Origin of the sequence: Algiphilus sp., from assembly GCF_965216485.1 — a bacterium.
Lineage (GTDB): Bacteria > Pseudomonadota > Gammaproteobacteria > Nevskiales > Nevskiaceae > Algiphilus.
The window spans coordinates 493,514-518,415 of record NZ_OZ244162.1 but is presented as its reverse complement, the minus strand read 5'-3'; the positions used below and the strand labels follow the sequence as shown (position 1 = coordinate 518,415).

Annotated in this window: 17 protein-coding genes; 2 read left to right on the top strand and 15 right to left on the bottom strand. The window is 66.7% G+C overall.

The features are described from left to right. Positions 1–23 precede the first annotated feature (23 nt). The 14 genes from hrpA to pilM all read right to left on the bottom strand — a co-directional run bounded on the left by hrpA (position 24) and on the right by pilM (position 20,221). Entirely contained in the window at positions 24–3,905 is a 3,882-nt protein-coding gene (hrpA, locus tag ACOOFO_RS02390; RefSeq protein WP_420428065.1) for an ATP-dependent RNA helicase HrpA, read from the bottom strand. Between the two features lie 174 nt (positions 3,906–4,079). Continuing rightward, positions 4,080–4,463 (bottom strand): DUF488 domain-containing protein, encoded by a 384-nt coding sequence (locus ACOOFO_RS02385; protein ID WP_420428064.1) that lies wholly within the window; start codon positions 4,461–4,463, stop codon positions 4,080–4,082. Between the two features lie 13 nt (positions 4,464–4,476). Beyond that, a complete protein-coding gene (locus tag ACOOFO_RS02380; protein WP_420428063.1) occupies positions 4,477–5,115 on the bottom strand; it encodes a YceH family protein in 639 nt (212 codons plus the stop codon). A gap of 75 nt (positions 5,116–5,190) precedes the next feature. Beyond that, a complete protein-coding gene (locus tag ACOOFO_RS02375) occupies positions 5,191–6,042 on the bottom strand; it encodes a DMT family transporter (RefSeq protein WP_420429611.1) in 852 nt (283 codons plus the stop codon). A gap of 81 nt (positions 6,043–6,123) precedes the next feature. Further along, positions 6,124–7,539 (bottom strand): FAD-dependent oxidoreductase, encoded by a 1,416-nt coding sequence (locus ACOOFO_RS02370; RefSeq protein ID WP_420428062.1) that lies wholly within the window; start codon positions 7,537–7,539, stop codon positions 6,124–6,126. Between the two features lie 13 nt (positions 7,540–7,552). Further along, positions 7,553–12,028: a glutamate synthase large subunit gene (gene gltB / locus ACOOFO_RS02365; protein ID WP_420428061.1), complete on the bottom strand. Its 4,476-nt coding sequence runs from the start codon at positions 12,026–12,028 to the stop codon at positions 7,553–7,555. 227 nt (positions 12,029–12,255) lie between these two features. Next, positions 12,256–13,404, bottom strand: a complete 1,149-nt coding sequence (locus ACOOFO_RS02360; protein ID WP_420428060.1) for a deoxyguanosinetriphosphate triphosphohydrolase — start codon at positions 13,402–13,404, stop codon at positions 12,256–12,258. Beyond that, positions 13,404–14,519 carry a 3-dehydroquinate synthase gene (gene aroB, locus ACOOFO_RS02355; protein WP_420428059.1) on the bottom strand — a complete coding sequence of 372 codons (1,116 nt, stop codon included), beginning with the start codon at positions 14,517–14,519 and terminating at the stop codon, positions 13,404–13,406. Before aroB ends, ACOOFO_RS02360 begins: the two co-directional genes overlap by 1 nt. Then, positions 14,516–15,118 (bottom strand): shikimate kinase AroK, encoded by a 603-nt coding sequence (gene aroK, locus ACOOFO_RS02350; protein WP_420428058.1) that lies wholly within the window; start codon positions 15,116–15,118, stop codon positions 14,516–14,518. The genes aroB and aroK overlap by 4 nt, the downstream gene beginning before the upstream one ends. A 62-nt stretch (positions 15,119–15,180) precedes the next feature. Next, the gene (gene pilQ, locus ACOOFO_RS02345; protein WP_420428057.1) at positions 15,181–17,349 is read right to left on the bottom strand and encodes a type IV pilus secretin PilQ; all 2,169 of its coding nucleotides are present in this window, start codon (positions 17,347–17,349) and stop codon (positions 15,181–15,183) included. Between the two features lie 25 nt (positions 17,350–17,374). Then, positions 17,375–17,905 (bottom strand): pilus assembly protein PilP, encoded by a 531-nt coding sequence (locus ACOOFO_RS02340; protein WP_420428056.1) that lies wholly within the window; start codon positions 17,903–17,905, stop codon positions 17,375–17,377. After that, positions 17,902–18,552 (bottom strand): type 4a pilus biogenesis protein PilO, encoded by a 651-nt coding sequence (locus ACOOFO_RS02335; protein ID WP_420428055.1) that lies wholly within the window; start codon positions 18,550–18,552, stop codon positions 17,902–17,904. Before ACOOFO_RS02335 ends, ACOOFO_RS02340 begins: the two co-directional genes overlap by 4 nt. Beyond that, positions 18,542–19,126, bottom strand: coding sequence for a PilN domain-containing protein (locus tag ACOOFO_RS02330; protein WP_420428054.1), 585 nt, complete (start codon positions 19,124–19,126; stop codon positions 18,542–18,544). The genes ACOOFO_RS02335 and ACOOFO_RS02330 overlap by 11 nt, the downstream gene beginning before the upstream one ends. Positions 19,127–19,135: 9 nt before the next feature. Beyond that, complete coding sequence (gene pilM, locus ACOOFO_RS02325) at positions 19,136–20,221, bottom strand: type IV pilus assembly protein PilM (protein WP_420428053.1); 1,086 nt, start codon at positions 20,219–20,221, stop codon at positions 19,136–19,138. A gap of 189 nt (positions 20,222–20,410) precedes the next feature. Between pilM and ACOOFO_RS02320 the strand changes: the two genes are divergently transcribed. Further along, positions 20,411–22,927 carry a penicillin-binding protein 1A gene (locus tag ACOOFO_RS02320; RefSeq protein WP_420428052.1) on the top strand — a complete coding sequence of 839 codons (2,517 nt, stop codon included), beginning with the start codon at positions 20,411–20,413 and terminating at the stop codon, positions 22,925–22,927. Positions 22,928–23,005: 78 nt separating this feature from the next. Next, a complete protein-coding gene (locus ACOOFO_RS02315; protein WP_420428051.1) occupies positions 23,006–23,653 on the top strand; it encodes a hypothetical protein in 648 nt (215 codons plus the stop codon). A gap of 10 nt (positions 23,654–23,663) precedes the next feature. On the opposite strand, the gene ACOOFO_RS02310 is transcribed toward ACOOFO_RS02315, so the two are convergent. Continuing rightward, positions 23,664–24,887 (bottom strand): class I SAM-dependent methyltransferase, encoded by a 1,224-nt coding sequence (locus ACOOFO_RS02310; RefSeq protein WP_420428050.1) that lies wholly within the window; start codon positions 24,885–24,887, stop codon positions 23,664–23,666. Positions 24,888–24,902: the final 15 nt, after the last annotated feature.

Sequence of the window (24,902 nt, the reverse complement as noted above, 5' to 3'; positions counted from 1 at the left end):
GCTCAGGGGCCACGGCAAGCGCCCTAGGTGCTGCGCGGCGTCGCGTCGATTGCGCGCCGCAAAGCCTCTGCGCTAGGCGCGTTCTGGGCCTTGAGTTCCTGCGCGAACAGGGCGACGCGCCATTCCTCCTCGATCCAGCGCGCGGCGGTGGTCAGCGGCAGGGCCTCCTTGCCGCGCACGGCGTGGATCTGCTGCTGGCACTGCGCGTCGCGCTGCGGCTTGTTGGCCAGTCGCTCCAGCCGGCGCTCCAGCGCCTGCAGATAGACCGTGACCCGCGCCCAGTGCGCGCTCGGAATGCGCTCCACGCAATCCTCGGCGAGCAGGCTGTCGAGCTGCGCGCGCGCATCGGCGATGGCCTCGGGAAAGGCGCGCTGCAGGTCCTTGAGCCGTCCGCGCAACCTCACCGCACGGCCGAACCAGTCGGCCAGATCGTCCATCACCTGCTGCGCGCGCAGACTGAAGTCGGTACGTCTTGCCACGGCTGCCTCGAAGGCCGCGCGGCTGCGGATCGCGGGCGGTTCGAAGATCTCGTCGGCACAGCGCCGCACGACGGCCTGCGCCAGCGTCTCCGGGCGGTGCGCGGTGGTGGCCAGTTGCAGGCCGAAGCGCTTGCTCACCGTCTTGGCGACATTGCGCGCGCGGCTGCCGACGGCGTTGAGCAGCAACTGGCGGCAGCCCGCCGCGTGCGCCTGGTCGGCAGCCTGGCGTGACTCGAAGGGTCGAAGGTGCACGTGGTTGCCCTCCGCCACCAGCGCCGGATAGGCGGGGAGGCCGTTGGGCAGCGTGACCTGTTCGGGCAGTGCGTCGAAATCCCAGTCGCGCAAGTGATCGCGCACCCATTCCGATCCAGAGGCGGCCTCGGCCACCGCCGATCGCGCCAAGGCACCAAAGCGGGCGCGCAAGGCCTCCAGGCTGTCGGCCTCCCCCAGCTGGGCGCCCTGGGCGTCGAGCAGCCGGAGGCGCGGGCACAGATGCGGCGGCAGGCGCTCGCGGTCGAAGTCCTCCGGCGTCACTTGCACGCCGCACATCGCCTGCAAGGCATGGCCGATGGCGGGCAGCAGAGGGCCATCGCCCGGCCCGAGGCGTTCGGTCAGCGCGTCCGCGTAATGCGCCGCCGGCGTGACCCGGCCGCGTAGCTTCTTGGGCAGGCTGCGCAGCAGTGCCTCGAACAGCGCCGGGCGCAGCCCGCGCACCAGCCAGTCGAAACGCGAGGCCGGCAGCGCGAACAGTGCCGGCAGATCGAGGATGAAGGTGACGCCGTCCGCCTCGGCACCGGGGTCGTGGCGATACTCCAGCGCGATGGTGTGGCCATCGACGTCGATCACTTCGGGAAAGAGTGCCTCGACATCGGCATCGGCGCCGGGCCGCAGCACGTCCGGCTCGCGCATATGCAGCGGACCGCGCGTGGACAGCTGCTGCTTGAGCGCCGCCAACGGCGAGTCGCCGCCCGCGCGCCGCTCGCTCTGGCCGGTGCGCTTCAGCCAGCGCTCAAGCGCGGCCTGCGTGCAGACATCGGCCGGCAGACGGGCGTCATAGAAGGCGAACAGCTGATCCTCGTCGGCGAGCAGGTCCGGACGGCGCATGCGCGCCTCCTTCTCGCGCACGGCCTCCACCAGCGCGAGGTTGTCGCGCAGGAAGGCCGGCGGATTGCGCAGCGCACCGCGCACCAGTGCTTCCCGGATGAAAAGGGCGCGCGCCTCCTCCGGATGCTGACTGCCATAGTGGCGGGCGCGGCTGGACAGCGTCAGACCGTGGAAGCGCACCACCTCGGTGGCCGAGACCTCCCCCCGTTTCGGATTGAATTCCGGGTGCTCCAGACTGCGCCGCACCAGATGCGGGGCCACCTCTTCCAGCCAGGCCGGTTCGATGCCCGCCACGGTGCGCGCAAACAGCTTGCGGGTCTGCGCCAGTTCGGCGCACATCACCCAGGGCGGTGCCTTGCGTGCCACGCCGGAGCCGGGAAAGATCTCGAATTGCCGGCCTCTGGGACCCTGATAGCCGTTCTTTTCCGGCTGGCGCATGCCGATGTGATCCACCAGCCCGGCAAGCAGCGCCTGATGCAGCGGCGCGTAGAGCTGCTTGAGCGCCTGGGCGCGGCCGGCATCGTCCAGCGGCCGGTCCGCCGCCGCCCGCACGCCGAGGGCCTGGCGCAACTGCGTGACCACCAGGCCCCATTCGCGCAGACGATTGAAGCTGACGAAATGCTTTTCGCACCAGCGCCGCAGCGCCGCCGTACCCTCGTCGCGCCGGAGCGCGCGGGTGCGATCCCAGAGATTGAGCAGGGTGAGGAAATCGGAGCGGGGGTGGCGCCACTGGCCGTGGGCGGATTTGGCGACGTCGCGCTGATCGGGCGGCTGCTCGTGCGGGTCGGCCACCGCCAGCGCGGCCGCCAGAATGAGGGCGGCGTCCTCCGCGACATGGCCCTTGGCTGCCAGCGCGATGCGCGCCATGCGCGGGTCCAGCGGCAGGCGCGCAAGCTGCTGCCCGGTGCGGGTCAGGCCCCCGCTCTCGTCGAGGGCGCCCAGTTCGCGCAACAGGCGCTCGCCTTCGCGCAGATGGCGCTGCTCGGGGGCGTCCAGCCAGGGAAAATCGACCACAGCGCCCAGCTTCAGCGCCGCCATCTGCAGGATCACGCCGGCAAGATTGGCGCGCCGGATTTCCGGATCGGTGAAGGCGGGACGCCGCTGAAAGTCGTCCTCGCTATACAGGCGGATGCAGATGCCGGGGCCGACCCGGCCGCAGCGGCCGGCGCGCTGCGCGGCGGCGGCCTGGCTGATGGGTTCGATCTTGAGCGACTGCACGCCCGAACGCGGCTGGAAGCGGGCCACGCGCGCGGTGCCGGTATCCACCACATAGCGGATGCCCGGCACGGTGAGCGAGGTCTCCGCGACATTGGTGGCGAGCACCACGCGCTGTCGGGGCGCCTTGCGGAAGACTGCGTCCTGTGCGCGGCTGCCGAGGCGCGCATAGAGCGGCAGCACTTCCGCGTCCTTGCGCCGGCCGCGCAGCACGCGGGCGGCATCGCGGATCTCGCGCTCGCCGGGCAGGAAGACCAATGCATCGCCATCCGGGCGCGCACCCCAGGCTGCGTCGATGGCGTCGGCGACCGCCTCGGCGGGGTCGGCATTCTCGGCCGGGGGCCGGTAGTGCACGCTGACCGGATAGCTGCGGCCTTCGACGTGGTGCACCGGCGCGCCGTCGAAATGCCGGCTCAGGCTTTCGGGATCGAGGGTGGCCGAGGTGATGATCAGCTTCAGCTCGGGGCGGCGCGGCAGCAGGCGCTTGAGGTAGCCGAGCAGGAAGTCGATGTTGAGACTGCGCTCGTGCGCCTCGTCGATGATGATGGTGTCGTAGGCGGCCAGATCGCGGTCACGCGACAGTTCATTCAGCAAAATGCCGTCCGTCATCAGCTTGATCAGCCCGCCGTCCTCGGCCAGCTGCTTCTCGAAGCGCGTCTCGAAACCGACCAGATCGCCCAGCGGCGTCTGCATTTCGTCGGCGATGCGTCCGGCCAGGGCGCGCGCGGCAACGCGACGGGGCTGGGTGTGCGCAATCATGCCGCGTCGGCCCCGGCCCGCCTCCAGGCACAGCTTGGGCAACTGGGTGGATTTGCCCGAGCCGGTATCGCCGCAGACCACCAGGACCTGATGGCTGCGGATCGCGTCGAGCAGTTCGGTGCGTGCCGCGCTGACCGGCAGCTCGGGCGGGTAGTCGATGCGCAGCGGAATCCGCTGCTGGCGCTGCACCGCGCGCTGCCGGGCCGCGTGCAGCTCCTGCATCAGCGGCCGCGTATCACCGCGCACACGCCGCGCCTTGCCGCGCAGGCGCCGCACATCACGCACCAGCAGTTCTGGCTCCGCCTCGCGGAGCAGTTGCTGGAGATGGCTGCGATGGGAACGCGTCATTGAGCAGGTGCAGGTGGGACAGGAGGTCGGCGCGGACGCAACGTCAGGCCATGCGCGCCGGGCTCGTGATGCCGGGTCGGGGCAGCGCGCCGCCCACCGAATTGTCGCACCAATGGCGCTTGCTTCCCGCCCTTGTTGCCGCCCGACGGCGAGAGCGGGCGTCGGCCCCGCCTCTCAGCGCAGCAGGGCGCCCTGCTGTTCGAGCAGTGCGCGCAGGATGGAGCGGTGGCAGAGCGCTTCCTCGGCGCAGTAGCAGCCGACGGAGAAGTGCGTCTGGTGCGAGAGCGCTGCCAGCAAGGCGATGGCGTGGCGCGCCTCCGGCGTCTTCATTTCCTGGCGATAGCGCCGCTCGAAGCCTTTCCACTCGGCAGGGTCGAGGGGCGCGAAGGCCTTGAGCAAGGCTTCGCTGGGTGCGAGATTGGGGAACCAGCAGTCGTAGAGGTCGCGGCTGGCGACTTCCGCCTTGGGCACGCCGCGCGGCGGGCGGCGCACGGCGCCGATACGCAGACCCTCATCGGCCAGTCGCGGGCTGCCGAGACGGACGATGCGGATGGCCACGGCGGCGCGCCCCTCAGATACCGAGGGCGGCCTTGAGCGCTGCCACTTCTTCCTCCAGCGTGGCGACGCGCGCCTGCAGGGCCTCGATCAGTTCCTGCTGATGGCCGCGGGCGCTGCCGGCGCTGGGGGCCGCGCTGGGCTCCGGAATGACCGGCTCGCCGCAGAGCAGATGCGCCCAGCGGGTGGCCGACTGGCCGGGCGCGCGCGGCAATTCGCGGACCAAGGGATCGGCGCGATCCGCCATGCGATCCAGCGCGGCACGCACGCCGTCGGCGTCATCGGGGCCGCCCAGTGGAGCACCGTGGCTCTTGAGTTCGGCGATTGTCTGCGGACCGCGCAGCATCAAGGCGACCAAGACCGCCAGCACGGGCTTGGGCAGCAAGGTCTCATGCTCGAAGCGGTGGCGCCATTTGGTGGCGCGGCTGCTGGATTCGTCCCGGGCGACCAGTTTCATGGTTTCAAGATCGGTCAGTGCACCGCCCACATCTGTTTCCCGCAGCTGCATCACGGGCGCCCGGTTGCTCTTCTGATTGGCCGCGGTCATGACGCCGTTCACGGTCATCGGGTAATAAGCCGGCGTGGTCACCCCCTTCTCGACAAGGCAGGCAAGGACGCGGGCTTGGGTTTCAGTGAGCAACAGGCTGGAAGACATGAGAGACCGAAAAGGCTGGCCGACAGTGGCGCCGCCGATTGTGCCCTGTTGCGGACCCGACCTGCGTCGCTGTCCTTACCGGGCCTGCGCACGCGCGGCCAGGATGGCGCCGGTGCTGGCCAGTACTACGCCACTGGCAGCCAGCCAGGTCAGCGGTTCGCCCAAAATCGGCACGGCAAGCAGGGAAGCCGCCACCGGCACCAGCGCCATGAGAACGCCCATGCGGGTCGGTCCGATGCCGCTCACCGCGCGGGCGAAAAGCACCATGGCGACGATGACGGCGAGAAAGCCCTGATAAACCCCCTGCAGGGCGATTTCCGACAGCGGGGCCGCAAGCAGCTGGCGCGGCAGCAGCGTCAGGTAGAGCGGCAGATAGAGCACCGCCGATACGCTCGCGGTGATGGCCACCGCATCCCAGGGCTGCACCTGCCAGCGCCGTAGCAGCACGGTGAAGGTGGACCAGCTCAACGAGGCGGCAACGAAGAGGGCGTCGCCGCGCCAGGTCTGTCCCAGGCCAAGACCGGGCGCGACACCCTCGATGGCCACGCAGAGCATGCCGGCGCCAATGACGGCCAGGCCGATGCTGCGCTGGCGCGAAGGCTGCTCGCCAAGCAGTGCCATGGCGACCAGCGCCACCAGGAAGGGCATCATGCCGGGCAGCAGCACGGCCGCATGCGCGGCAGGCGCGTAGGCGAATCCGTGGTAGGCAAAGCCGGCATAGCCCAGGCCGCCGCACAGGGCCAGCACGACCATGCGCGGCAGGCTCGGCATGCGCCATCGATAAGCCCACAGCCAGGGCAGCATGATGAGCCCGGCGGCAAAGAAGCGCAGTGCGGCCAGGTCCGTCGGCAGCAGGGTGCCGCGCTCGGAATAGCGCGTCACCAGAATGAAGCCGGTCCAGATCCCGACCGCGGTGAAGGCGGCCAGCCAGCCGCGAAGGTCGCTGTCTCGCTGGGTATCCAGGCTAGGGCCTGCTCATATTCAGTCGGTCGTGGCGTTGGCCCTCGATCACACGCCGAGGGTTTCGAGAATGCCCTCGGCCGCGCCCCGGCCTTCGTAGACGGCGGTCACCACCAGGTCGGAGCCACGCACCATGTCGCCGCCGGCGAAGATCTTCGGGTTGGTGGTCTGGTAGGCGATGCTGCCGTTCTTGCCGTTGCCGACGAAGATGCGGCCGTCCTCGTGCTGCGCGACGTTGTACTGCGCCAGCCAGTCGCCCGGGCTTGGCCGGAAGCCAAAGGCGATGATGACGTTGTCGCACTCGATCACCGATTCGGAACCCGGCACGGGCTCGGGGCGGCGACGGCCCCGGTTGTCCGGTGCGCCGAGGCGGGTTTCGACCACGCGCACACCCTCGACCCGGCCATCACCGACGATCTCGATGGGCTGGCGGTTGAACAGGAACTGCACGCCCTCTTCCTTGGCGTTGGCCACCTCGCGGCGCGAGCCGGGCATGTTGGCCTCGTCGCGGCGATAGACGCAGTAGACCTCTTCCGCGCCCTGACGGATGGAGCTGCGCGTGCAGTCCATGGCGGTGTCGCCGCCACCGAGCACGGCCACGCGCCGGCCCTCGAGGTTGATCCAGTCCGACGGGCTCTTCTCGTAGCCCATGATGCGGTTGATGTTCGACACCAGGAAGGGCAGCGCGTCGTACACACCCGGCAGATCCTCGCCCGGGAAGCCGCCCTTCATATAGGTGTAGGTGCCGGTGCCCAGAAAGACCGCGTCGTATTCCTTCATCAGGTCTTCGAAGGCCACATCCTTGCCGACATCCACGCCCAGGCGGAACTGCACGCCCATGTACTCGAGGATCTCGCGACGGGTCAGCACGACCTCCTTCTCCAGCTTGAAGGGCGGAATCCCGAAGGTTAGCAGCCCTCCGATCTCGGGATAGCGATCGTAGACCACGGCCTGCACGCCGTTGCGCGCCAGCACGTCGGCACAGCCCAGGCCCGCGGGCCCGGCACCGACCACGGCCACGCGCTTGCCGGTGGCCTTGACCTTGGACATATCCGGCCGCCAGCCCTGCTTGAAGGCCTCGTCGGAGATGTACTTCTCGACCGAACCGATGGTCACCGCGCCGAAGCCGTCATTGAGGGTGCAGGCGCCTTCGCACAGGCGATCCTGCGGGCAGACGCGACCGCAGATTTCGGGCAGCGAGTTGGTGGCATGCGACAGCTCGGCGGCGGCAAAGAGATTGCCCTGCTCGACCAGCTCCAGCCACTGCGGAATGTAGTTGTGCACCGGGCACTTCCATTCGCAGTAGGGGTTGCCGCAATCCAGGCAGCGCGCCGACTGGGACTTGGCGGTTTCCTCGTCGAAGCCGCCGTAGATCTCGTCGTAGTTGTTCGAGCGTACCTCGACCGACAGCTTCTCCGGGTCGGTGCGGGGGACATCGAGGAAATGAAGATTGTTCTTGCTCATGAATTCCTTTGCCTCAGGCGGCGGCCTTCACCGCGCTGAACAGTTCCGCCAACTCGAGCGCCTTGGGCTTGACCAGCCAGAAGCGGCCGAGGTAGTCCCGCCACTCGTCGAGCAGGGTCTGCCCCCAGCTTGAACCGGTGGCCGCGACAAAGTCCTCGATCAGCCCCTTCAGATAGTGCTGATGCGCCTCCATGTGCTCGGCGACGATGCGGTGAATATCGATCAGTTCGTGGTTATAGCGATCCACGAAGGTGCGTTCCTCGTCGAGGATGTAGGCGAAACCGCCGGTCATGCCCGCACCGAAGTTGACGCCCACGTTGCCGAGTACGGCGACGACGCCGCCGGTCATGTACTCGCAGCCGTGATCCCCGAGGGACTCCACCACGGCCGTGGCGCCGGAGTTGCGCACCGCGAAGCGTTCGCCCGCCATGCCCGCGGCATACAGCGTGCCGCCGGTGGCGCCATAGAGGCAGGTGTTGCCGACGATGGCGGTCTTGCGGGTATCAAAGGTCGAGCCCTGCGGCGGCCGGATGACGATACGGCCACCGGTCATGCCCTTGCCAACATAGTCGTTGGCGTCGCCGTCGAGCTCCAGATGCAGGCCACCGGCGTTCCACACGCCGAAGCTCTGGCCGGCGGTGCCGGTCAGACGCAGCGTGATGGGATTCTCGGCCATACCCTGGTTGCCCCAGCGGCGGGCGATCTCACCGGAGATCCGAGCGCCAATGGAACGATTGTTGTTCTTGATGGCGAACTCGAAGGTACCGCCACTCTGCTTCTCGATGGCTGGCAGGGTGGCGCGCACCATCTCCTCGGCCAGTTCGCCGCGGTCAAAGGGCGGGTTCGGGCCGGTGCAGTAGTGCCCGCTGTCCGCCACCATGCCGGCAGCCTCGAGGATGGGCTGCAGCTTGAGGTGCTTCTGCTTCTCGGTTTCGCCGGGCAGGATGTCGAGCAGGTCGGTGCGCCCGATCAGCTCTTCGATGGTGCGCACACCGAGCTTGGCCATCCACTCGCGGGTTTCTTCACCGACGAAGCGGAAGTAGTTCTCGACCATCTCGGGCAGACCGATGAAGTGCTGCAGACGCAGCACCTTGTTCTGCGTGGCCACGCCAGTGGCGCAGTTGTTGAGATGGCAGATGCGCAGGTACTTGCAGCCCAGCGCCACCATCGGTGCGGTCCCGAAGCCGAAGCTCTCGGCACCGAGGATGGCTGCCTTGACCACATCCAGGCCGGTCTTGAGGCCGCCGTCGGTCTGCACGCGCACCTTCTCGCGCAGATTGTTCATGCGCAGGGTCTGGTGCGTTTCGGCCAGGCCCAGTTCCCACGGCGTGCCGGCATACTTGACCGAGGTCAGCGGACTGGCGCCGGTGCCGCCGTCATAGCCGGAAATGGTGATGAAGTCGGCATAGGCCTTGGCCACGCCGGCCGCGATCGTGCCCACGCCGGGGCCCGACACCAGCTTCACCGACACCATGGCCTCTGGATTGACCTGCTTGAGGTCGAAGATCAGCTGGGCGAGGTCTTCGATGGAGTAGATGTCGTGGTGCGGCGGCGGGCTGATCAGCGCCACGCCGGGCATGGAAAAGCGCAGCTTGGCGATGCGCGCGTCCACCTTGTCGCCGGGCAGCTGGCCGCCTTCGCCGGGCTTGGCGCCCTGCGCGATCTTGATCTGGATGACTTCGGCATTGACCAGGTAGTGCGGCGTGACGCCGAAGCGGCCCGAGGCCACCTGCTTGATCTTGGAGGTGCGCTCGGTGCCGTAGCGCTCCGGATCCTCGCCGCCTTCGCCCGAGTTGCTGCGGCCGCCGATGCGGTTCATGGCAATGGCCAGTGCCTCGTGCGCCTCGGGCGACAGCGCGCCCAGGCTCATGCCCGCGGAATCGAAACGCGTGAAGATGCGCTCGAGTGGCTCGACCTCGTCCAACGGCAGTGGCTTGTCGGCCAGCTTGAGCGTAAACAGGTCGCGCACCGTGGCGACCGGGCGGTTGTTCACGAGATCGGCGAATTCGCGGTATTTCTCGACGTCACTGTGCTGCACCGCCTGATGCAGCACGCCGATGACGTCCGGGTTGTAGGCGTGGTACTCGGAATCATGGACGTACTTGTACTGCCCGCCCTGATCGATGCGCTTGCGCGGATTCCAGGCACGCCAGGCCAGTGCCGCCGTGTCGTTCTGGATGTCGACGAAGCGGCTGCCGCCGATGCGGGAAATCGAGCCGGTAAAGCACTGCTCGACCACTTCATCCGACAGGCCCACGATCTCGAACAGCTGGGCACCGCGATAGCTGGCGACCGTCGAGATGCCCATCTTCGACATGATCTTGTACAGACCCTTGTTGATGCCCTTGCGGTAGGCACGTGCCAGATCGACGTCCTCCCGTCCCTGGATCTCGCCGCGCGCGCGCAGGTCGTAAAGCGAGGCGTAGGCCAGATACGGGTAGATGCAGGAGGCGCCGTAGCCGAGCAGGCAGGCGAAGTGATGCGGATCGCGCGCAGTGGCCGTCTCCACGATCAGATTGCAGTCGGTACGCAGCCCTTCCTGGATGAGCCGGTTATGTACCGCACCGGTGGCCAGCAGGGCATGGATCGGCAGCTTTTCGCGACCGACGCCGCGATCGGACAGCACCAGGATCACCTTGCCCTTGCGCACCGCTTCCACCGCGCGCTCGCAGACATCGGCGATGGCGCTGGACAGCTCCGTGGTCTTCGGATCGAAGTTCAGATCGATGATCTGATGGGCGTAATCCGTGTTGTCCGCACCCAGCGCGAGCAGCTGCTTGAACTTGCCTTCGGACAGCACCGGCGAGTCCACCAGCAGGCGCGAGGCGCCTTCGGCAGTCTCGTCGAAGACGCCGCTCTCGACGCCCAGCTGGCACTCGAGCGACATCACGATCTGCTCGCGCAGCGGGTCGATGGGCGGATTGGTGACCTGCGCGAAGACCTGACGGAAGTAGTCGTACAGCGAGCGCTGGCGCTCGGACAACACCGCCATCGGCGTATCGTCGCCCATGGAACCGATCGCCTCGGCGCCGGCTTCGGCCAGCACGCGCACGACCTGCTCGCGCTCCTCGTAGGTCAGGTTGAACAGCTTCTGGTAGATCGCCACCGACTCGGAACTGATGCGATCAAGCAGCTCGGGGCTGTCGGCCAGACGCGCGTGCAGGCGCTGCACGTTGTTGCGCAGCCAATCCTTGTAGGGCGCGCGCTGCGCCAGCTTGGCGTCGATGTCCTCGGGCTGCAGGATGTCGCCGTTGGTGGTGTCGACGGCAATCATCTGACCCGGGCGCAGACGGCCCTTCTCGACCACGTCCTCGGGCTGGTAATCCCAGACGCCGACTTCCGAGGCCAGCGTGATGTGGCGATCACGGGTGATGACGTAGCGCGCCGGGCGCAGACCGTTGCGATCCAGACAGCAGGCCGCATAACGACCATCGGTGAGCACCACGCCGGCAGGGCCGTCCCAGGGCTCGAGATTCATCGAGCTGTACTCGAAGAAGGCGCGGACATTCGGGTCGAGGTGCTCGACGTTCTGCCATGCCGGCGGAATGAGCGCGCGCATGGCGGCGAAGACATCCTTGCCACCGGCCAGCAGCACTTCCAGCATGTTGTCCAGCGATTCGGAGTCCGAACCGGTCTGGCCCACCAGCGGGGTAATGTCGTCAACTTCGCCCAGTGCCTCGCAGGCGAACTTCTTGGCGCGCGCCACCGCCCACTTGCGGTTGCCTTGAATGGTGTTGATCTCGCCGTTGTGGGCGAGGAACCGGAAGGGCTGCGCCAGCTTCCAGCGCGGCATGGTGTTGGTCGAGAAGCGCTGATGGAAGACGCAGATCGCGGTTTCCAGCTTCGGATTCGACAGGTCCTGGTAGAAGGCGGGCAGATGCTCCGGCATGACCAGGCCCTTGTAGACCAGTGCGTGGGCCGACAGATGCGTGATGTAGAAGTCTTCGTCACCGAGCGAGGCCATGTGACGCTCGGCGCTGCGCCGCGCCTTGAACAGGCGCACTTCGAAGCTGCGATCTTCCATCGCCTCGGCGGGCACGACGAACACCTGCTCGATGGCGGGGAGGGTATTCAGCGCCTCTTCACCGCACACACTGGGGTCGGTGGGGACCTCGCGCCAACCCGCGACCTGCAGGCCATAGCGCACGGCCGCCTCCTCGATGACTTGGCGCTGAGTCGCGCGCGTGGTCTCGTCGGTGGCGAGGAAGACGTTGCCGGCGGCGTATTGCGCACCCAGGGTGATGCCGAGCCGCTCGGCTTCGGCGCGCAGGAAGGTGTCCGGTTTACGCATGAGCAGGCCACAGCCGTCGCCGGTCTTGCCGTCGGCGGCAATAGCGCCACGATGGGTCATTCGCGCCAGCGCGGTGATGGCGGTCTCGACCAGCCAATGGCTGGCCTGCCCGTCCATGTTCGCGATCAGGCCGAAACCGCAATTGTCGTGCTCGAAGGCGGGGTTGTAGAGGCCGCGAGCGGGGGTCTGCATCGACATAAGCCAATCCATGTAAAAGACGCATGGAAGCCGCGGCGGCGACACTCACCCGTGACGCGCCATCGGCTCAAGATGGGCGCCCAAATCGGGATCAGACGTCGGTACTCGCCGCAGCGCGACCGGCGACTATCAACCAGTGCGCGGGGCCTGTCAAGGCTTGTGCCACTGTCGACGGTGCACCGGATGTGCCGTTTCAGCCGGCACACAAACCGTATTATCGCTCTTTCTCAGTCCACCTGCCGGAGATTGAACAAAGATCCATGGGCGTGCAGGGCGTAGCGGTCGGTCATGCCGGCAATGTAGTCAGCCACGGCACGGGCACTACCGGCATCGCCCTCGGCCTCGCGCCCCGCCGCCGCCCGCGCCTGGTGCTCGGGTGGTAGCAGCAGAGGATCATCGAGCAGGACCTCGAATAGATCGCGCACGACGCGCTGCGCCTTGCGCGTCATGCGATAGACGCGGTGGTGGCGATAGACGCGTCGGTACAGGAAGCGCTTGAGCTCGGTGGCCTGTGCCCGCATCTCATCGGAGAAGGCCACGATGGGCCTGGATTGGGCGCGCACGGCGTCGGCATCGGTGGGCGTTACCTCAGCCAGACGCGCTTCGGTGGCCGCGCGCAGATCGTCCACCAGCAGCGTGATCAAGCGCCGGATGACTTCATGCTGACGCTGACGGGGCGTGGCGTCGGGGTGGCGGCTGCGTACGGCGTCCAGCGGCTTGGCCACCAGCGGAAGTGCTTCGAGTTCGTCCAGCGTGATCAGGCCGGCGCGGATACCGTCATCGATGTCGTGATTGTTGTAGGCGATCTCGTCGGCGAGGTTGGCCAGCTGCGCCTCCAGGCTGGGCTGGGTGCCGTCGAGAAAACGGCGGCCGAGATCGCCAAGCCCGCGTGCCCGCGCCTTCGAGCAGTGCTTGAGGATGCCTTCGCGGGTCTCGAAGGTGAGATTGAGGCCGCGGAAATCGGCGTACTTGTCCTCCAATTCGTCGACCACGCGCAGCGACTGCAGGTTGTGCTCGAAGCCGCCGTAGTCGCGCATGCACTGGTTGAGGGCATCCTGCCCGGCATGACCGAAGGGCGTATGGCCGAGGTCGTGGGCGAGACAGATGGCCTCCACCAGGTCCTCGTTGAGCGACAGCGATCGGGCCAGACTGCGCGCGATCTGCGCCACTTCCAGGGAGTGCGTCAGTCGGGTACGGAACCAGTCACCCTCATGATTGAGGAAGACCTGCGTCTTGTACTCCAGGCGCCGGAAGGCACCGCTGTGCACAATGCGGTCTCGGTCCCGCTGGTAGTCGCTGCGCCCACTCGGGGCGTCCTCGGGATAGCGACGGCCGCGCGTGTGGGCGGCATCGGAAGCCCAGGGCGCGAGCTGCATCAGGCCGTGTGCGTGGCGCAGTGGGCCTGCAGCAATTCGTCGAGCTGCTCCGGCGCCACTTCGGCGGTGACCAGCGCCTCCCCCAACCGCCGCAGCAGCACGAAACGAATCCGTCCGGCGGCCACTTTCTTGTCGTGCGCCATGTGGCGCAGGAAATCCTCCGGCGTCATGCCCTCGGGCACGTCGGTGGGCAGCTCGGCGGCGCGGATGAGCGCCTGCACGCGCTGCAGGTCCTGCTGTGCCAGCCAACCCAGCCGCTGCGAGAGGTCCGCCGCCATGTACAGGCCGATGGCGACCGCCTCGCCGTGCAGGTAACGCGCGTAGTCGGTGTGCGTCTCGATGGCGTGGGCAAACGTGTGCCCCAGATTGAGTAGCGCGCGGCGACCGGATTCGCGCTCGTCGGCGGCCACGATCTGTGCCTTCATGCCACAGCAGCGCTCCACCACGTCGGTGATGCGCTGGGCATCGAGTGCGAGCAACCGCGCCATGTTGTCCTCGAGCCAGGCAAAGAACTCGGCATCGCCGAGCATGCCGTACTTGATGACCTCGGCGATGCCGGCACGGAATTCACGCGCCGGCAGCGTGGAGAGCGTATCGCTGTCGGCGATCACCAGACGCGGCTGATGGAAGGCGCCGATGAGATTCTTGCCGCGGGCGTGGTTGACCCCAGTCTTGCCGCCCACGCTGGAGTCCACCTGCGCGAGCAACGTGGTGGGTACCTGCACGAAGTCGATACCGCGCAGATAAATGGCCGCCACGAAGCCCGCCAGATCACCGACGACCCCACCGCCGAGGGCGACCAGCGCGCCATCGCGCGGGGTATGCGTCTCCAGCAGCCAGTCCAGACAGGCGCTCACCTGGGCCATTGATTTGCTCGCCTCGCCCGGCGCCACAATGCGCACATGCTCGGGCGCAATCCCGAGCCGCGCCACCAGCGGCTTGAGCCAGTCACGCGCCACGTTCTCGTCGCACAGCAGACGCAGCGGCCGGTCGCGCACTTCGCGCCAGACGGCGGCATCTGCGAACAGATCGTTGCCGATGCGGATCGGATAGGAACGGGCACCCAGCTCGACCTGCAGCTGGCGCGTGCCGTGACGACGCGTGGAAGCAGTCACGATTCAGCAGTCTCCTTGCGCAAATTCCGGAAGATTTCCTGCGCCAGGGCGCGGGTGTTGCGCCCATCGGTCTCCACGATCCGATGCGCGATCTCACGATACAGCGGATCACGTTCCGCCAACAGTCGCTCCAGCGTGGCCCTTCGGTCACCGGAGCGCAGCAGAGGGCGATGGCTGCTGCGCGCAGTGCGGCGCAGTTGCTGATCGACCGACGCGTGCAGATAGATCACCAAGCCCTTTTCGTGCAAGCGTTGACGGGTATCGGCATTGAGCACGGCACCGCCCCCGGTCGCCACCACCACACCCTCGCGCTCGGCAAGCTCCGCCAGGATGTCGTGCTCTCGCTTGCGGAAGCCGGCCTCGCCCTCCTTCTCGAAAATGAAGGGAATATCGACGCCGGTGCGCCGCTCGATCTCATGATCGCTATCGACGAACTCCATGCGCCCCAGGGCGGCAAGTCGACGGCCGAGGGTGGTCTTGCCCGCGCCCATCGGGCCGACGAGGAAGATGCGCCGGTGGAGCGCGGCGCGCGGTGGCCGCTCCTCTCGCGGCTTGCGGCGCTGCAGGAGGCGGAAGGGGGGTCGGACAGACACAATCATGGCGCGGACCAGTCAGGCCCGCAGTATATCGGCTGCCCGCTTTGCGCCGGGTTCGCCTGCGGCTACGGGTTGTCGTCGCCGATGCTGAGGCCCTCGGCCAGGATCTTGGGCGTGACGAAGACGAGCAGTTCGCGCTGACTGCGCATATTCGCTTCGCGGCGGAACAGGCGACCGATGATCGGGATATCGCCGAGCAGTGGCACCTTGAACACGTTTTCCGTCTTTTCCGACTGGTATGCGCCGCCCAGCACCAAGGTCTCGCCGGTACGCACCAGCACCCGGGTCGAGACCTCGCGGGTGGCGATGGCGGGGTTGCCGTCGACGTTGACCTGCGTGAAGTCCGGTTCGTTGCGGGTCACGAAGAGGTTCAGGAAGACGCCATCGTCGGGCGTGATCTCGGGGGTGACGCGCAATTCGAGCAGGGCATCCACGAATTCGGTGGTCGTGGAGTTCGCATCCTGCTGGCTGCGAGTGGTGATTGGCACCTGCAGACCCTGCTTGATGGTGGCCTCGCTGCGATCGGCGGTCACCACGCGCGGTGTCGACACAAGCTCGCCTCGCCCTTCGCTCTGCATGGCGGAGAGTTCGAGGTCGACCAGAAAATCGTTACCCAGCACGGCCAGGCCAAAGCTGCCGGTGGGGCTGGCGACCGGCAGCCGCACGCCCAGGCGGTTGGTCAGCGCCGGAATGCCGCCGTTGATCACGGTATCGGCACCGACATTGGTGCCACTGGCGCCGATGGTGACGTCACCGCTGGTGCCGATACTGGTAAAGCCCGCCTGCACGCCCAGCTCCTTCTGGAAGTCGTCGTTGACGATGGCGATGCGGGATTCGATCAGCACCTGTCGCACCGGCACGTCGAGCCGACTCACCAGCCGGCGGATAGCGTCGAGGTTGGTGCGGGCCTCCTGCACGATCAGGGTATTGGTGCGCTCGTCCACGGTGATCTTGCCGCGTCGGCTGAGCAGCTCGGATTCGGTGCCGACGTTGCCGCCGCTGTTGTTGCCGCCGCCCGACTGTTGGGAGGCCTCGCGAATGATGGCAGCCAGCTCGGTCGCGCGGGAATAATTGACCTGGATGACTTCGGTGCGCAGCGGGGCCAGCTCAGCGCGCGCCTGGCGAGCCTCGCGCGCTTCTTCGGCGCGGTCGGAAATCTCCTCGTTGGGCGCCACCAGCATGACATTGCCCTGCTGCTCCATGCCCAGCCCCTGCTGACGCAGCACGATGTCCAGCGCCTGGTCCCAGGGCACATTGTCGAGCCGCAGCGTCATGCTGCCGTCGACCGAGTCGGACACCACCAGATTCACTTCGGCCACGTCGGCGATGATCTGCAGCAGCGCCCGTACTTCCACGTCCTGGAAGGACAGCGAAACGCGTTCGCCGGTGTAGTTCGGCTGCGTGGCGTCGCGCTCGTCCTCGGTCTCAACCGTAAGCGGCTTCAACTCGATGGTGTACTGCGTGCCAGCCTGGTAGGCGACCTGCTCGAAGCGGGCATCGTCGACCGGAATGACGACCAGTTCGCTGTCGTCGCCCTTGGGCCGAAGGTCGATGAACTTGACCGGCGTGGCGAAATCGAGCACGTCCAGTCGCTGATAGAGGCTTTCCTTGGCGGTGACGTCGCTGAAGCGGGCAACGACCCGTCCGCCCGACTCGCGCGTGGAAATGCGTGCATCGGCCCGGTTGAGATCGATAATGACGCGACCACTGCCGTCCTCGCCGCGACGGAAATCGACGGCACGGATGCGAGTCTGCGCTACCGCCGGCGCGGCGGTCGGCGCCGCGGTAGCCGGGGTCGCGGCGTCGGCCTCGGGGGCACCGCCCGCCGCTTCGGCGTTGATCAGGATGACAAGGTCGTTGCCTTCGCGCTGCAGGCTGTAGGGCAGGGCCTCGGTCAGTTCGACCACCGCGCGGGTACGGCCCTGCGCTTCCGCAAGGGCCAGCGAACGGGTCGCACCGATGTTGATGGGATGCACCCGCTTCGTCGCCGGGGCGATGCCGGTCTGGGGCAGATCGATGGACAGACGCGCCGGCTGCTCGACGAAGAAGCTGCGCGGCTCCGGTACCGGTCCGTCGAGGGCCACCGTGATGCGCACGGCATTGGTGCCGAGCGCGACATGCTCGACCGACTGCACGCTGGGCGTGGTCTGCGCCTGGACGGCGCCTGCCAGCGAGACCATCAGCAGGCCGATGGCCCACTGGGTCCTGTGCTGTGCGAGAGGGCGTCGATACATGGCTACGGTCTCCTGCAAATTCCGTTCACTCGGCCAGCGGAATGGTCGCGGGCCGTTCGGTCCAGCCACCGAAACCGTCAGGGACGATCTCGACCAGCTGCACTTCGGTGGATGTAATGGCCGTGACACGGCCGTAGTTCTGACCGGCGTAGGCGCCAGCGGGAACGCGATGGATGACCCCTTCCGGATCGCGGATCAGTGCATAGCGTACGCCGCCCTTGGTGACCACCCCGACCATGCGCAAGGCATCGAGGGGGAAGGCTTCCAGTGGCTCACGCGGCCGGCTCTGATCCGGGCGCAGGTCGTCGTTGCGGTTCCCCGCACCGAGTTCGGGTTCGATCGGGATGAAGGGATTGCGCCGTCCTGCCTCCCGATAGGTGTAGGGCTGGTAGGTCTTCGGCTCGGGCAGCGGCTCCAGCGGCTGCGCCGGGCGCGCCTTGATGCGCTCGATATAGCTGCGCAGATCGTCGCGTCCGTCGTCGCAGGCACTAAGGCTCAGCGCGAACAGGACGCCCACGGTCAGGCGCAGTGCAGCGGTGACGGAACTGTGCATCATCGCCGCCTCCGATTGCCGCGCGACACTTCCTCGTCGTCGAGGTAACGATAGGTCTTGGCGGTGGCCGACATGCGCAGTTCGCGCCCCTCCGCCTCGCCCACCTTCTTGCCGTCCACCGGCGCCAGCGTGATGTCCTCGACGGTGACAATGCGCGACAGCGAGGCGATGTCGGAGACAAAGCGCGCGATATCGTGGAACGCCCCGACCACGACGATGCGATTGGGCAGTTCGGCGTAGAAGTCGCGGATGATCTCGTTTTGCGGCTCGAAGATTTCTTCTTCGAGGTTGTTGGCGCTGCGCGTCTGCGAGATGTCATTGAGCAGATTGGCCACTTCGGCGCGGCCAGGCAGCTGGCGCAGCATCTGGCCGAACTCGCGTTCCATGGCCTCGAGCCGCGCACGATAGTCGTCGAGAGCAGCAGCGCGGCGCTGCTTCGTCTCGAAGCTGGAACGCAATTCCTGCTCCGTCTGTGCCGCGCGTGCCGCCTGCTCGTACTGCTCCTTGATCAGGAACCAGTAGCTGCCGCCGACGAGGGCGATGACCAGCAGCAGGGCGGTGAAACCGCGCACCCAGTCCGGCCAGGCGCCGGGGTTCTGCACATCGAGCGTCTGCAGTTCCTGAAAGCGCGCACGCAGATCAATTGCCATTGCCGCCTCCCTTGCCGTCTTCTTCCGGCGGCTTGCGCAGGGCGCGCACCTGCAGCGTGAACTCGGACAGCCGCAGGCGACCCTGGTCGCGACTGCGGATCACGATCAGGCGCGGGTTCTCGAACCACTGGGAGGCCTCGAGATTCTTCATGTATTGCGAGACGCGCGCATTGGATTCGGCGACGCCCTCAAGCTGCACCTGCTCCCCGTTCTGATTGGCGCGATTCAGGTGCACGCCCTCTGGGAGCGTTGCCACCAGCTCATCGAAGAGATGCACGCTGGCTGAACGGGAGGCCTGCAGCGATTCGATGACCTCCATGCGCGCGAGCAGATTGTCCTGCACCTTCTCGAGATCCGCGATCTCCTTGATCTTCTGATCCAGCGCCTTGATCTCGGAACGCAGAAGATCGTTGCGCGCCTCCTGGTCCTCGCGCACGCCGCTGGCCTGCATGTACCACAGCAGCGCGATGGCAACGCCGATGGCGGCGGCAGCCACCATCTGGCGTTTGAAGTCCTGGAGCCGGCGTTCACGGCGTGCCGCGCGCCAGTCCAGAAGGTTGATATGCGTTCCCACGGCGAATCCTTAGCGCGGCGCGTCGAAAGTGCGAGAGGCCAGACCCAGTGCCAGCAACAGTGCGCACTCGTTCTGCTCGAGGGTCGTCTTCTTCAGCTGACGCGCCATCTTCATGGTGCTCAGCGGCAGGGCGCGCTCGACGGGAATCTGCAGCCGCAGCGCAAAGCGCTCGATCATGCCATTGAGGTAGGCACTGCCTCCAGCAACCAGCAACTGATCGATCTGGTGGGTGACCTGACCGCCCGAGAAGAACATCTGGAAGCTGCGGTCGATCTGCACCGCGAGCTCATCCAGAAAGGGCTGCAGGATGGTGGTTTCATAATCCTCGGGCAGGCCGCCTTCCTTCTTGGCGCGGGCCGCCTCAGGGATGTCCATTTCGTAGGCGCGCGCGATCTCCTCGGTGAGCATGCGTCCGCCGATGTTGTGCTCTCTCGAAAAAATGCTGTCGCCGTTGTGCAGGACATTGATCTGCATCGTGGTGTTGCCGATATCGGCCACCGCCACCGTGCAGTCCTTGCCGTGATTCGGCATCTGGCCACGCAGGAAGGTGCAGGCGTTTTCCAGCGCAAAAGGCTCGGCGTCGACCACGGCCGGCACCAGTTCCGCCAGTTCGAGTACTCGCGTCAGGTTGTCGACCTGATCACGGCGACAGGCGGCGAGCAGCACGTCCATGGCATCCGGGTCCGACGCGCTGGGGCCGATGACTTCGAAGTCTAGGCTGACCTCCGAGATCGGATAGGGGATGTATTGATCGGCTTCGACGGCGATCTGCTCCTCCATGTCCGACTCATTCATCACCGCAGGCATCGGGATGACCTTGGATATCACCGAGGCGCCGGGGACTGCCATGGCAACGCGCCGCGTCTTCGTGTGCGCGCGCTGGAAGGTACGGCGAAGGGCTGCGGCCAGGGCTTCCGGCTCGTTGATCTGACGATCCACGATCGCGCCCTCGGGCACGGGTTCCACCGCGAAGGCAACAACTTCCGGATTGTCGAAGTCGCCGGACAGCTCGACCAGCTTGATCGCCGACGCACTGACATCCACGCCAACGAGCGGCTGGCTCCTACGCTTGAACAGCGACGATAAAACGCCCATGGTGGCCCCAGATTGCTCCCGCTGCACATGACGGCGTACGCCCTGGACAGCCTGTGTTCGTTAATATAACGCGGGCAAAGCTGGATGCAACACTAGATGTTCATCCCAAATCACTGATATGTAAGCCCGATAACCGGCTCATTCGGCTAGGTCCACCGGTCGGAAGCCGCCAGCGAAGCCCTGACTCCCATGTCTTTTTCTGCCCGCATCGCCCTGCGTCTGGCCATGGTACTGGCCTTTGTACTGATCGCGGGCGTGCTGTTCACGGTCGCGGCGTTCTTCACGGCGCGCGCGGTCTACGAACCGCAATTGCCGCCGGTGGAAGCGGTGCGCGAGTTGCCACTGCAGGTCCCGCTGCGCATCTACTCCCGGGACGGCAAGCTCATCGGCGAATTCGGCACGCAGCGACGTATCCCGCTGGCCTACGACGAGATGCCGGAACAGCTCATCAATGCCTTCATCGCCGCCGAGGATGCGCGCTATTTCTCGCACCCGGGCGTGGACTGGCGCGGCATTCTGCGCGCGGCCGTGAATCTGGCGGTGACCGGTGAACGCTCCCAGGGCGGCAGCACCATCACCATGCAGTTGGCGCGCAACTATTTTCTGACGCGCGAGCGCACCTACGACCGCAAGATCCGCGAGATTTTCCTCGCGCTGCGCATGGAAGAGGTGCTCACCAAGCAGCAGATCATGGAGAGCTATCTCAACAAGATCTATCTCGGTGAGCGCGCCTATGGCGTGGGCGCAGCCGCGCGTGTGTATTTCGGCGTACCGGTGGAGGAACTGAGCCTGTCGCAGATGGCGGTGCTGGCCGGACTGCCCAAGGCCCCATCGCGCGACAACCCGGCGAACAACCCGGATCGCGCCCGCGAGCGGCGCGACTATGTGCTGGGCCGGATGCTCGCCCTCGACTTCATCGATCAGGGGCGCTACGAGGCCGCGCGCGAGGAGGCGATTCTCGTCACGCCTGAGGAATACACCGTCGAGCTCGACGCGCACTATGTCGCCGAAATGGTGCGTCAGGAAATGGTGGCGCGCTACGGCGAAGCGGTCTACGAGGACGGTTATGAAGTCGTCACCACCATCGACAGCAACGAGCAGATTGCGGCGGTGAAGGCCGTGCGCAGCAACCTGCGCCAGCACAGCGCGCGTACCGGCTACAGCGTCGATCGCCCACGATTGCCCGAGGATGTGCGCGCCGAGATGAACGGCGATGCGCTGCCGCAGGCGGCGGTGGCTGCTATCCGAGAGTTCGCGCCGCTCGCCGGCCTGGTCCGCGCCGTCGTGCGTCGCCATGACGGCGAGGGCATGGCGCTGTTTCTCGAAGACGGCCAAAGCGTGCGCCTGACGGCGGACAGCTACAGCTGGGCAGAATTCGGCAGCCAGCGGCTGCAGCCCGGCGCGCTGGTCTATCTGCGTGACGCCGCCGGCAACGAGGGTGCCGCGCCGCTACCCGAGGACCACCGACCCGACTGGCAGCTCGCGGCGGAGCCCAAGGCCGAATCCGCGCTCGTTGCCCTGTCGCCGCAGAGTGGGGCCATCCGCGCGCTGGTCGGCGGCTATGACTTCTTCAACGGGCGCTTCAATCGCGTCACCCAGGCCGAGCGCCAGCCGGGCAGCGCCATGAAGCCCATCATCTATGCAGCAGCCCTCGATCAGGGCTATACCCCGGCGTCCGTCATCATCGATGCGCCCATCGTGATGGAGGACTACGCCCTTGAGGACAAGTGGCGGCCGCGCAACTACTCGGGCAAGTTCTACGGACCGACCCGCCTGCGCGAAGCGCTGGTGCATTCGCGCAACATCGTGTCGATCAAGCTGCTGCGCGCCATCGGCGTGGACACCGGACGCGACTACGCGACCCGTTTCGGCCTGCCCGAGGCACGCATGCCGAACAATCTCTCCCTTGCCCTCGGCAGCCCGGTCTTCACACCGCTGGAAATGGCACGCGCCTTTGCCGTCTTCGCCAATGGCGGGCATCTGGTGACGCCGTACTTCATCGCCGAGATTCGTGAGGCCGCCGGAGAGACGCTGGAGACTGCCGAAGCGCCGCCGCTCTGCGAGAACCCGCAGCCCGCCCATTTCGAGACCCTGGTCGAGGCGCCGCTCCCGGAGATGGGGGCCGATGACGTGCCCGAAACCCCACGTTCGGAAGCCCCGCTGGAGCCTGCCCCCATGCCAGAGCCGATTGCGGCGGAAGGCGATGCGGACGCCGCGTGCAGTCCGCGCACGGTCAATGCTCGCGTCGCCTGGATGCTGTCGGACATGATGCGGGACGTGGCGCGACGCGGCACCGGCGCCCGCGCCGGCAGCGAACTCGGCCGTCGCGACATCGCCGGCAAGACCGGCACCACGAACGAAGAAGCCGATGCCTGGTTTGTCGGCTATCAGCGCGAGGTGGCCACTGCGGTGTGGATGGGCTACGACCAACCCCAGCGGCTGGGTTATGGCGAAGGCGGTTCGCGAGCCGCGCTGCCGGTCTGGATCGACTTCATGCGCACCGCGCTGGCCGGCGTGGAAGAAAGCATTCCCGCGCGGCCACCGGGGCTGACCGATGTGCGTGTCGACCCCGAAAGCGGGCTCCTTGCCCACCCCGAATCCACCGAGGTCGTGTTCGAAACCCTGCCCGAGGAATTGATCCCGCGCATGGAAGCGCAACGCCAGGAAAAACGGGACGACAGTTCGGCACTGGATGCGCTGTACTGAGTCGATACAACACGATTGACGTCAGTGGTGGCAGCTACGTAACTTGCAGTTCTTCACATTGATGGAGCGCGCCGAGCCATGGGGAAGCGATCAGCCGCCCTTGAAGGTCACGACCTGGTACGAGAAGCCGCGCGCATCCTGTGCGAGGAGCGGCTGACCGACTATCGCCTCGCCAAGCAGAAGGCCACGAAGCGGCTGGGGCTGAGTCTGCACACGGCGATGCCCTCCAATGCCGACATCCAGGCGGCGGTGCTGGAATACCAGCAACTGTTCGGTGGCCACGCCTACGCCAAGCACCTGGAACGCCTGCGTCGCACGGCCTTGCAGGCCATGGAGATGCTGGCGCCCTTCACGCCGCGCATGGTGGGTGCGGCCGCCACCGGCGCCGCCCATCCCGGGCATCGCCTGCAGCTGCACTGTTTTACCGACGCCCCCGAGGACCTGGATATCTTCTGCATGGAGCGCGGCATCGATTTCGATACGGGCGAACGTCGCTACCGCTTCGCCGACGGGCGCACGCGCGACATCCCCATGCTCAGCTTCCAGGCCGGCGACGTCGGCGTGGACGTCGCCATCTTTTCGGAACTGGGCCGCCGACAGGTGCCGCTGTCACCCACCGACGGCCAGCCGGTGAAACGGCTGGATCGCGGCGACGTGCAGGCGCTGCTGGCGGCGAACCACGACACCGACGACGAGCCCTCCCCGCCATCGCGTCGCGTCGCCTGAGCGACCTGCCCTAGGTGGCAGGACGCGTCAAAGTGAGCTGCATCAGATCGATGGAGCCGGTTTCGAAGCCGCACTCGCAATAGGACAGGTAGTACCGCCACATGCGCAGGAAGCGCTGGTCAAAGGTCTTGACGATGTCATTGGCGCAGGCCACGACATTGCGGTGCCAGATGGCCAGCGTGCGCGCGTAGTCGGCACCGTAGAAGCGGGCGTCCGAAGTCTGCAGGCCGGCGGATTCGGCGATGGCACGGAAGCGCTCGGGTGGGCACAGCATGCCGCCGGGGAAGATGTACTTCTGGATGAAGTCCCGCTTGCGCCGGTAGCTGTCGAAGATGTCCGGATGAATGGTGATGCCCTGGATAGCCGCGCGCCCGCCAGGCACCAGCAGGTTGTGGATGGCGTCGAGATAGCCCTTCCAGTGATTCTCGCCCACGGCCTCGTACATCTCGATGGAGACCAGACGGTCATAGTGCCCGGTGTGGTCGCGATAGTCCTGCAGCAGGAACTGGACGCGATCTTCCACGCCGGCGTCGCGGGCGCGGGCGCGGGCTTCCTCGAGCTGCTCGGTGGAGAGGGTCAAGCCGGTGACACGGCAGCCATATTGCTGCGCACACCAGATCGCGAAGCCGCCCCAGCCCGAGCCGATCTCGAGCATGTGGTGCTCGGGTTGCAGCTCGAGTCGCTCGGCCAGGTGGCGGAACTTGTTGATCTGCGCATCGCGCAGCGTCTGGTTCTCATCGGCGAAGACGGCGCTGGAGTAGGCCATCGTGTTGTCCAGCCAGAGCCGATAGAAGGCATTGCCGAGGTCGTAGTGGTGCGCAATGTTATCGCGCGCCTTGGACTGCCGCAGGCGCAGACGATGCTGGATGAAGCCCGCCAGCTGCCCGAGCGGGTTCTTGCTGTACGGCCCCTTGTAATGCGGCTCGTTGACGTAGAGCACGCGCAGCAGTGACGTGAGATCCGGCGAATCCCAGCAGCCGGCCATGTAGGCCTCACCGAAGCCCACTTCGCCGCCGCGCAGTACGTGGCGGATGATGTCCGCACGCTTGACGTGCAACACGCCATGGGGGCCGTCCTCGCTACCGGCGAAATGGCGACTTGAGCCGTCGGGTAGCGTCAGGTCCAGACTGCCCACGCGCAGGCCGCCCAGCATGTACACCAGCAGGCGTAGCCCTGGCGTAAGCCGGGTCAGCGGCTGGGTAGCGCTCTGCATGGGTTCGGTGAGGACGCGCATCAGCGGCTCTTCGTG

Excerpts from the sequence above, each read along its gene's own strand:
- gltB (WP_420428061.1), bottom strand. The coding sequence starts at position 12,028 with ATGTCGATGCAGACCCCCGCTCGCGGCCTCTACAACCCCGCCTTCGAG.
- aroK (WP_420428058.1), bottom strand. The coding sequence starts at position 15,118 with ATGATTGTGTCTGTCCGACCCCCCTTCCGCCTCCTGCAGCGCCGCAAG.
- ACOOFO_RS02380 (WP_420428063.1), bottom strand. The coding sequence starts at position 5,115 with ATGTCTTCCAGCCTGTTGCTCACTGAAACCCAAGCCCGCGTCCTTGCC.
- ACOOFO_RS02370 (WP_420428062.1), bottom strand. The coding sequence starts at position 7,539 with ATGAGCAAGAACAATCTTCATTTCCTCGATGTCCCCCGCACCGACCCG.
- pilQ (WP_420428057.1), bottom strand. The coding sequence starts at position 17,349 with ATGTATCGACGCCCTCTCGCACAGCACAGGACCCAGTGGGCCATCGGC.
- ACOOFO_RS02335 (WP_420428055.1), bottom strand. The coding sequence starts at position 18,552 with ATGGCAATTGATCTGCGTGCGCGCTTTCAGGAACTGCAGACGCTCGAT.
- hrpA (WP_420428065.1), bottom strand. The coding sequence starts at position 3,905 with ATGACGCGTTCCCATCGCAGCCATCTCCAGCAACTGCTCCGCGAGGCG.
- ACOOFO_RS02360 (WP_420428060.1), bottom strand. The coding sequence starts at position 13,404 with ATGCAGCTCGCGCCCTGGGCTTCCGATGCCGCCCACACGCGCGGCCGT.
- ACOOFO_RS02315 (WP_420428051.1), top strand. The coding sequence starts at position 23,006 with ATGGGGAAGCGATCAGCCGCCCTTGAAGGTCACGACCTGGTACGAGAA.
- pilM (WP_420428053.1), bottom strand. The coding sequence starts at position 20,221 with ATGGGCGTTTTATCGTCGCTGTTCAAGCGTAGGAGCCAGCCGCTCGTT.
- ACOOFO_RS02320 (WP_420428052.1), top strand. The coding sequence starts at position 20,411 with ATGTCTTTTTCTGCCCGCATCGCCCTGCGTCTGGCCATGGTACTGGCC.
- ACOOFO_RS02310 (WP_420428050.1), bottom strand. The coding sequence starts at position 24,887 with ATGCGCGTCCTCACCGAACCCATGCAGAGCGCTACCCAGCCGCTGACC.
- ACOOFO_RS02340 (WP_420428056.1), bottom strand. The coding sequence starts at position 17,905 with ATGATGCACAGTTCCGTCACCGCTGCACTGCGCCTGACCGTGGGCGTC.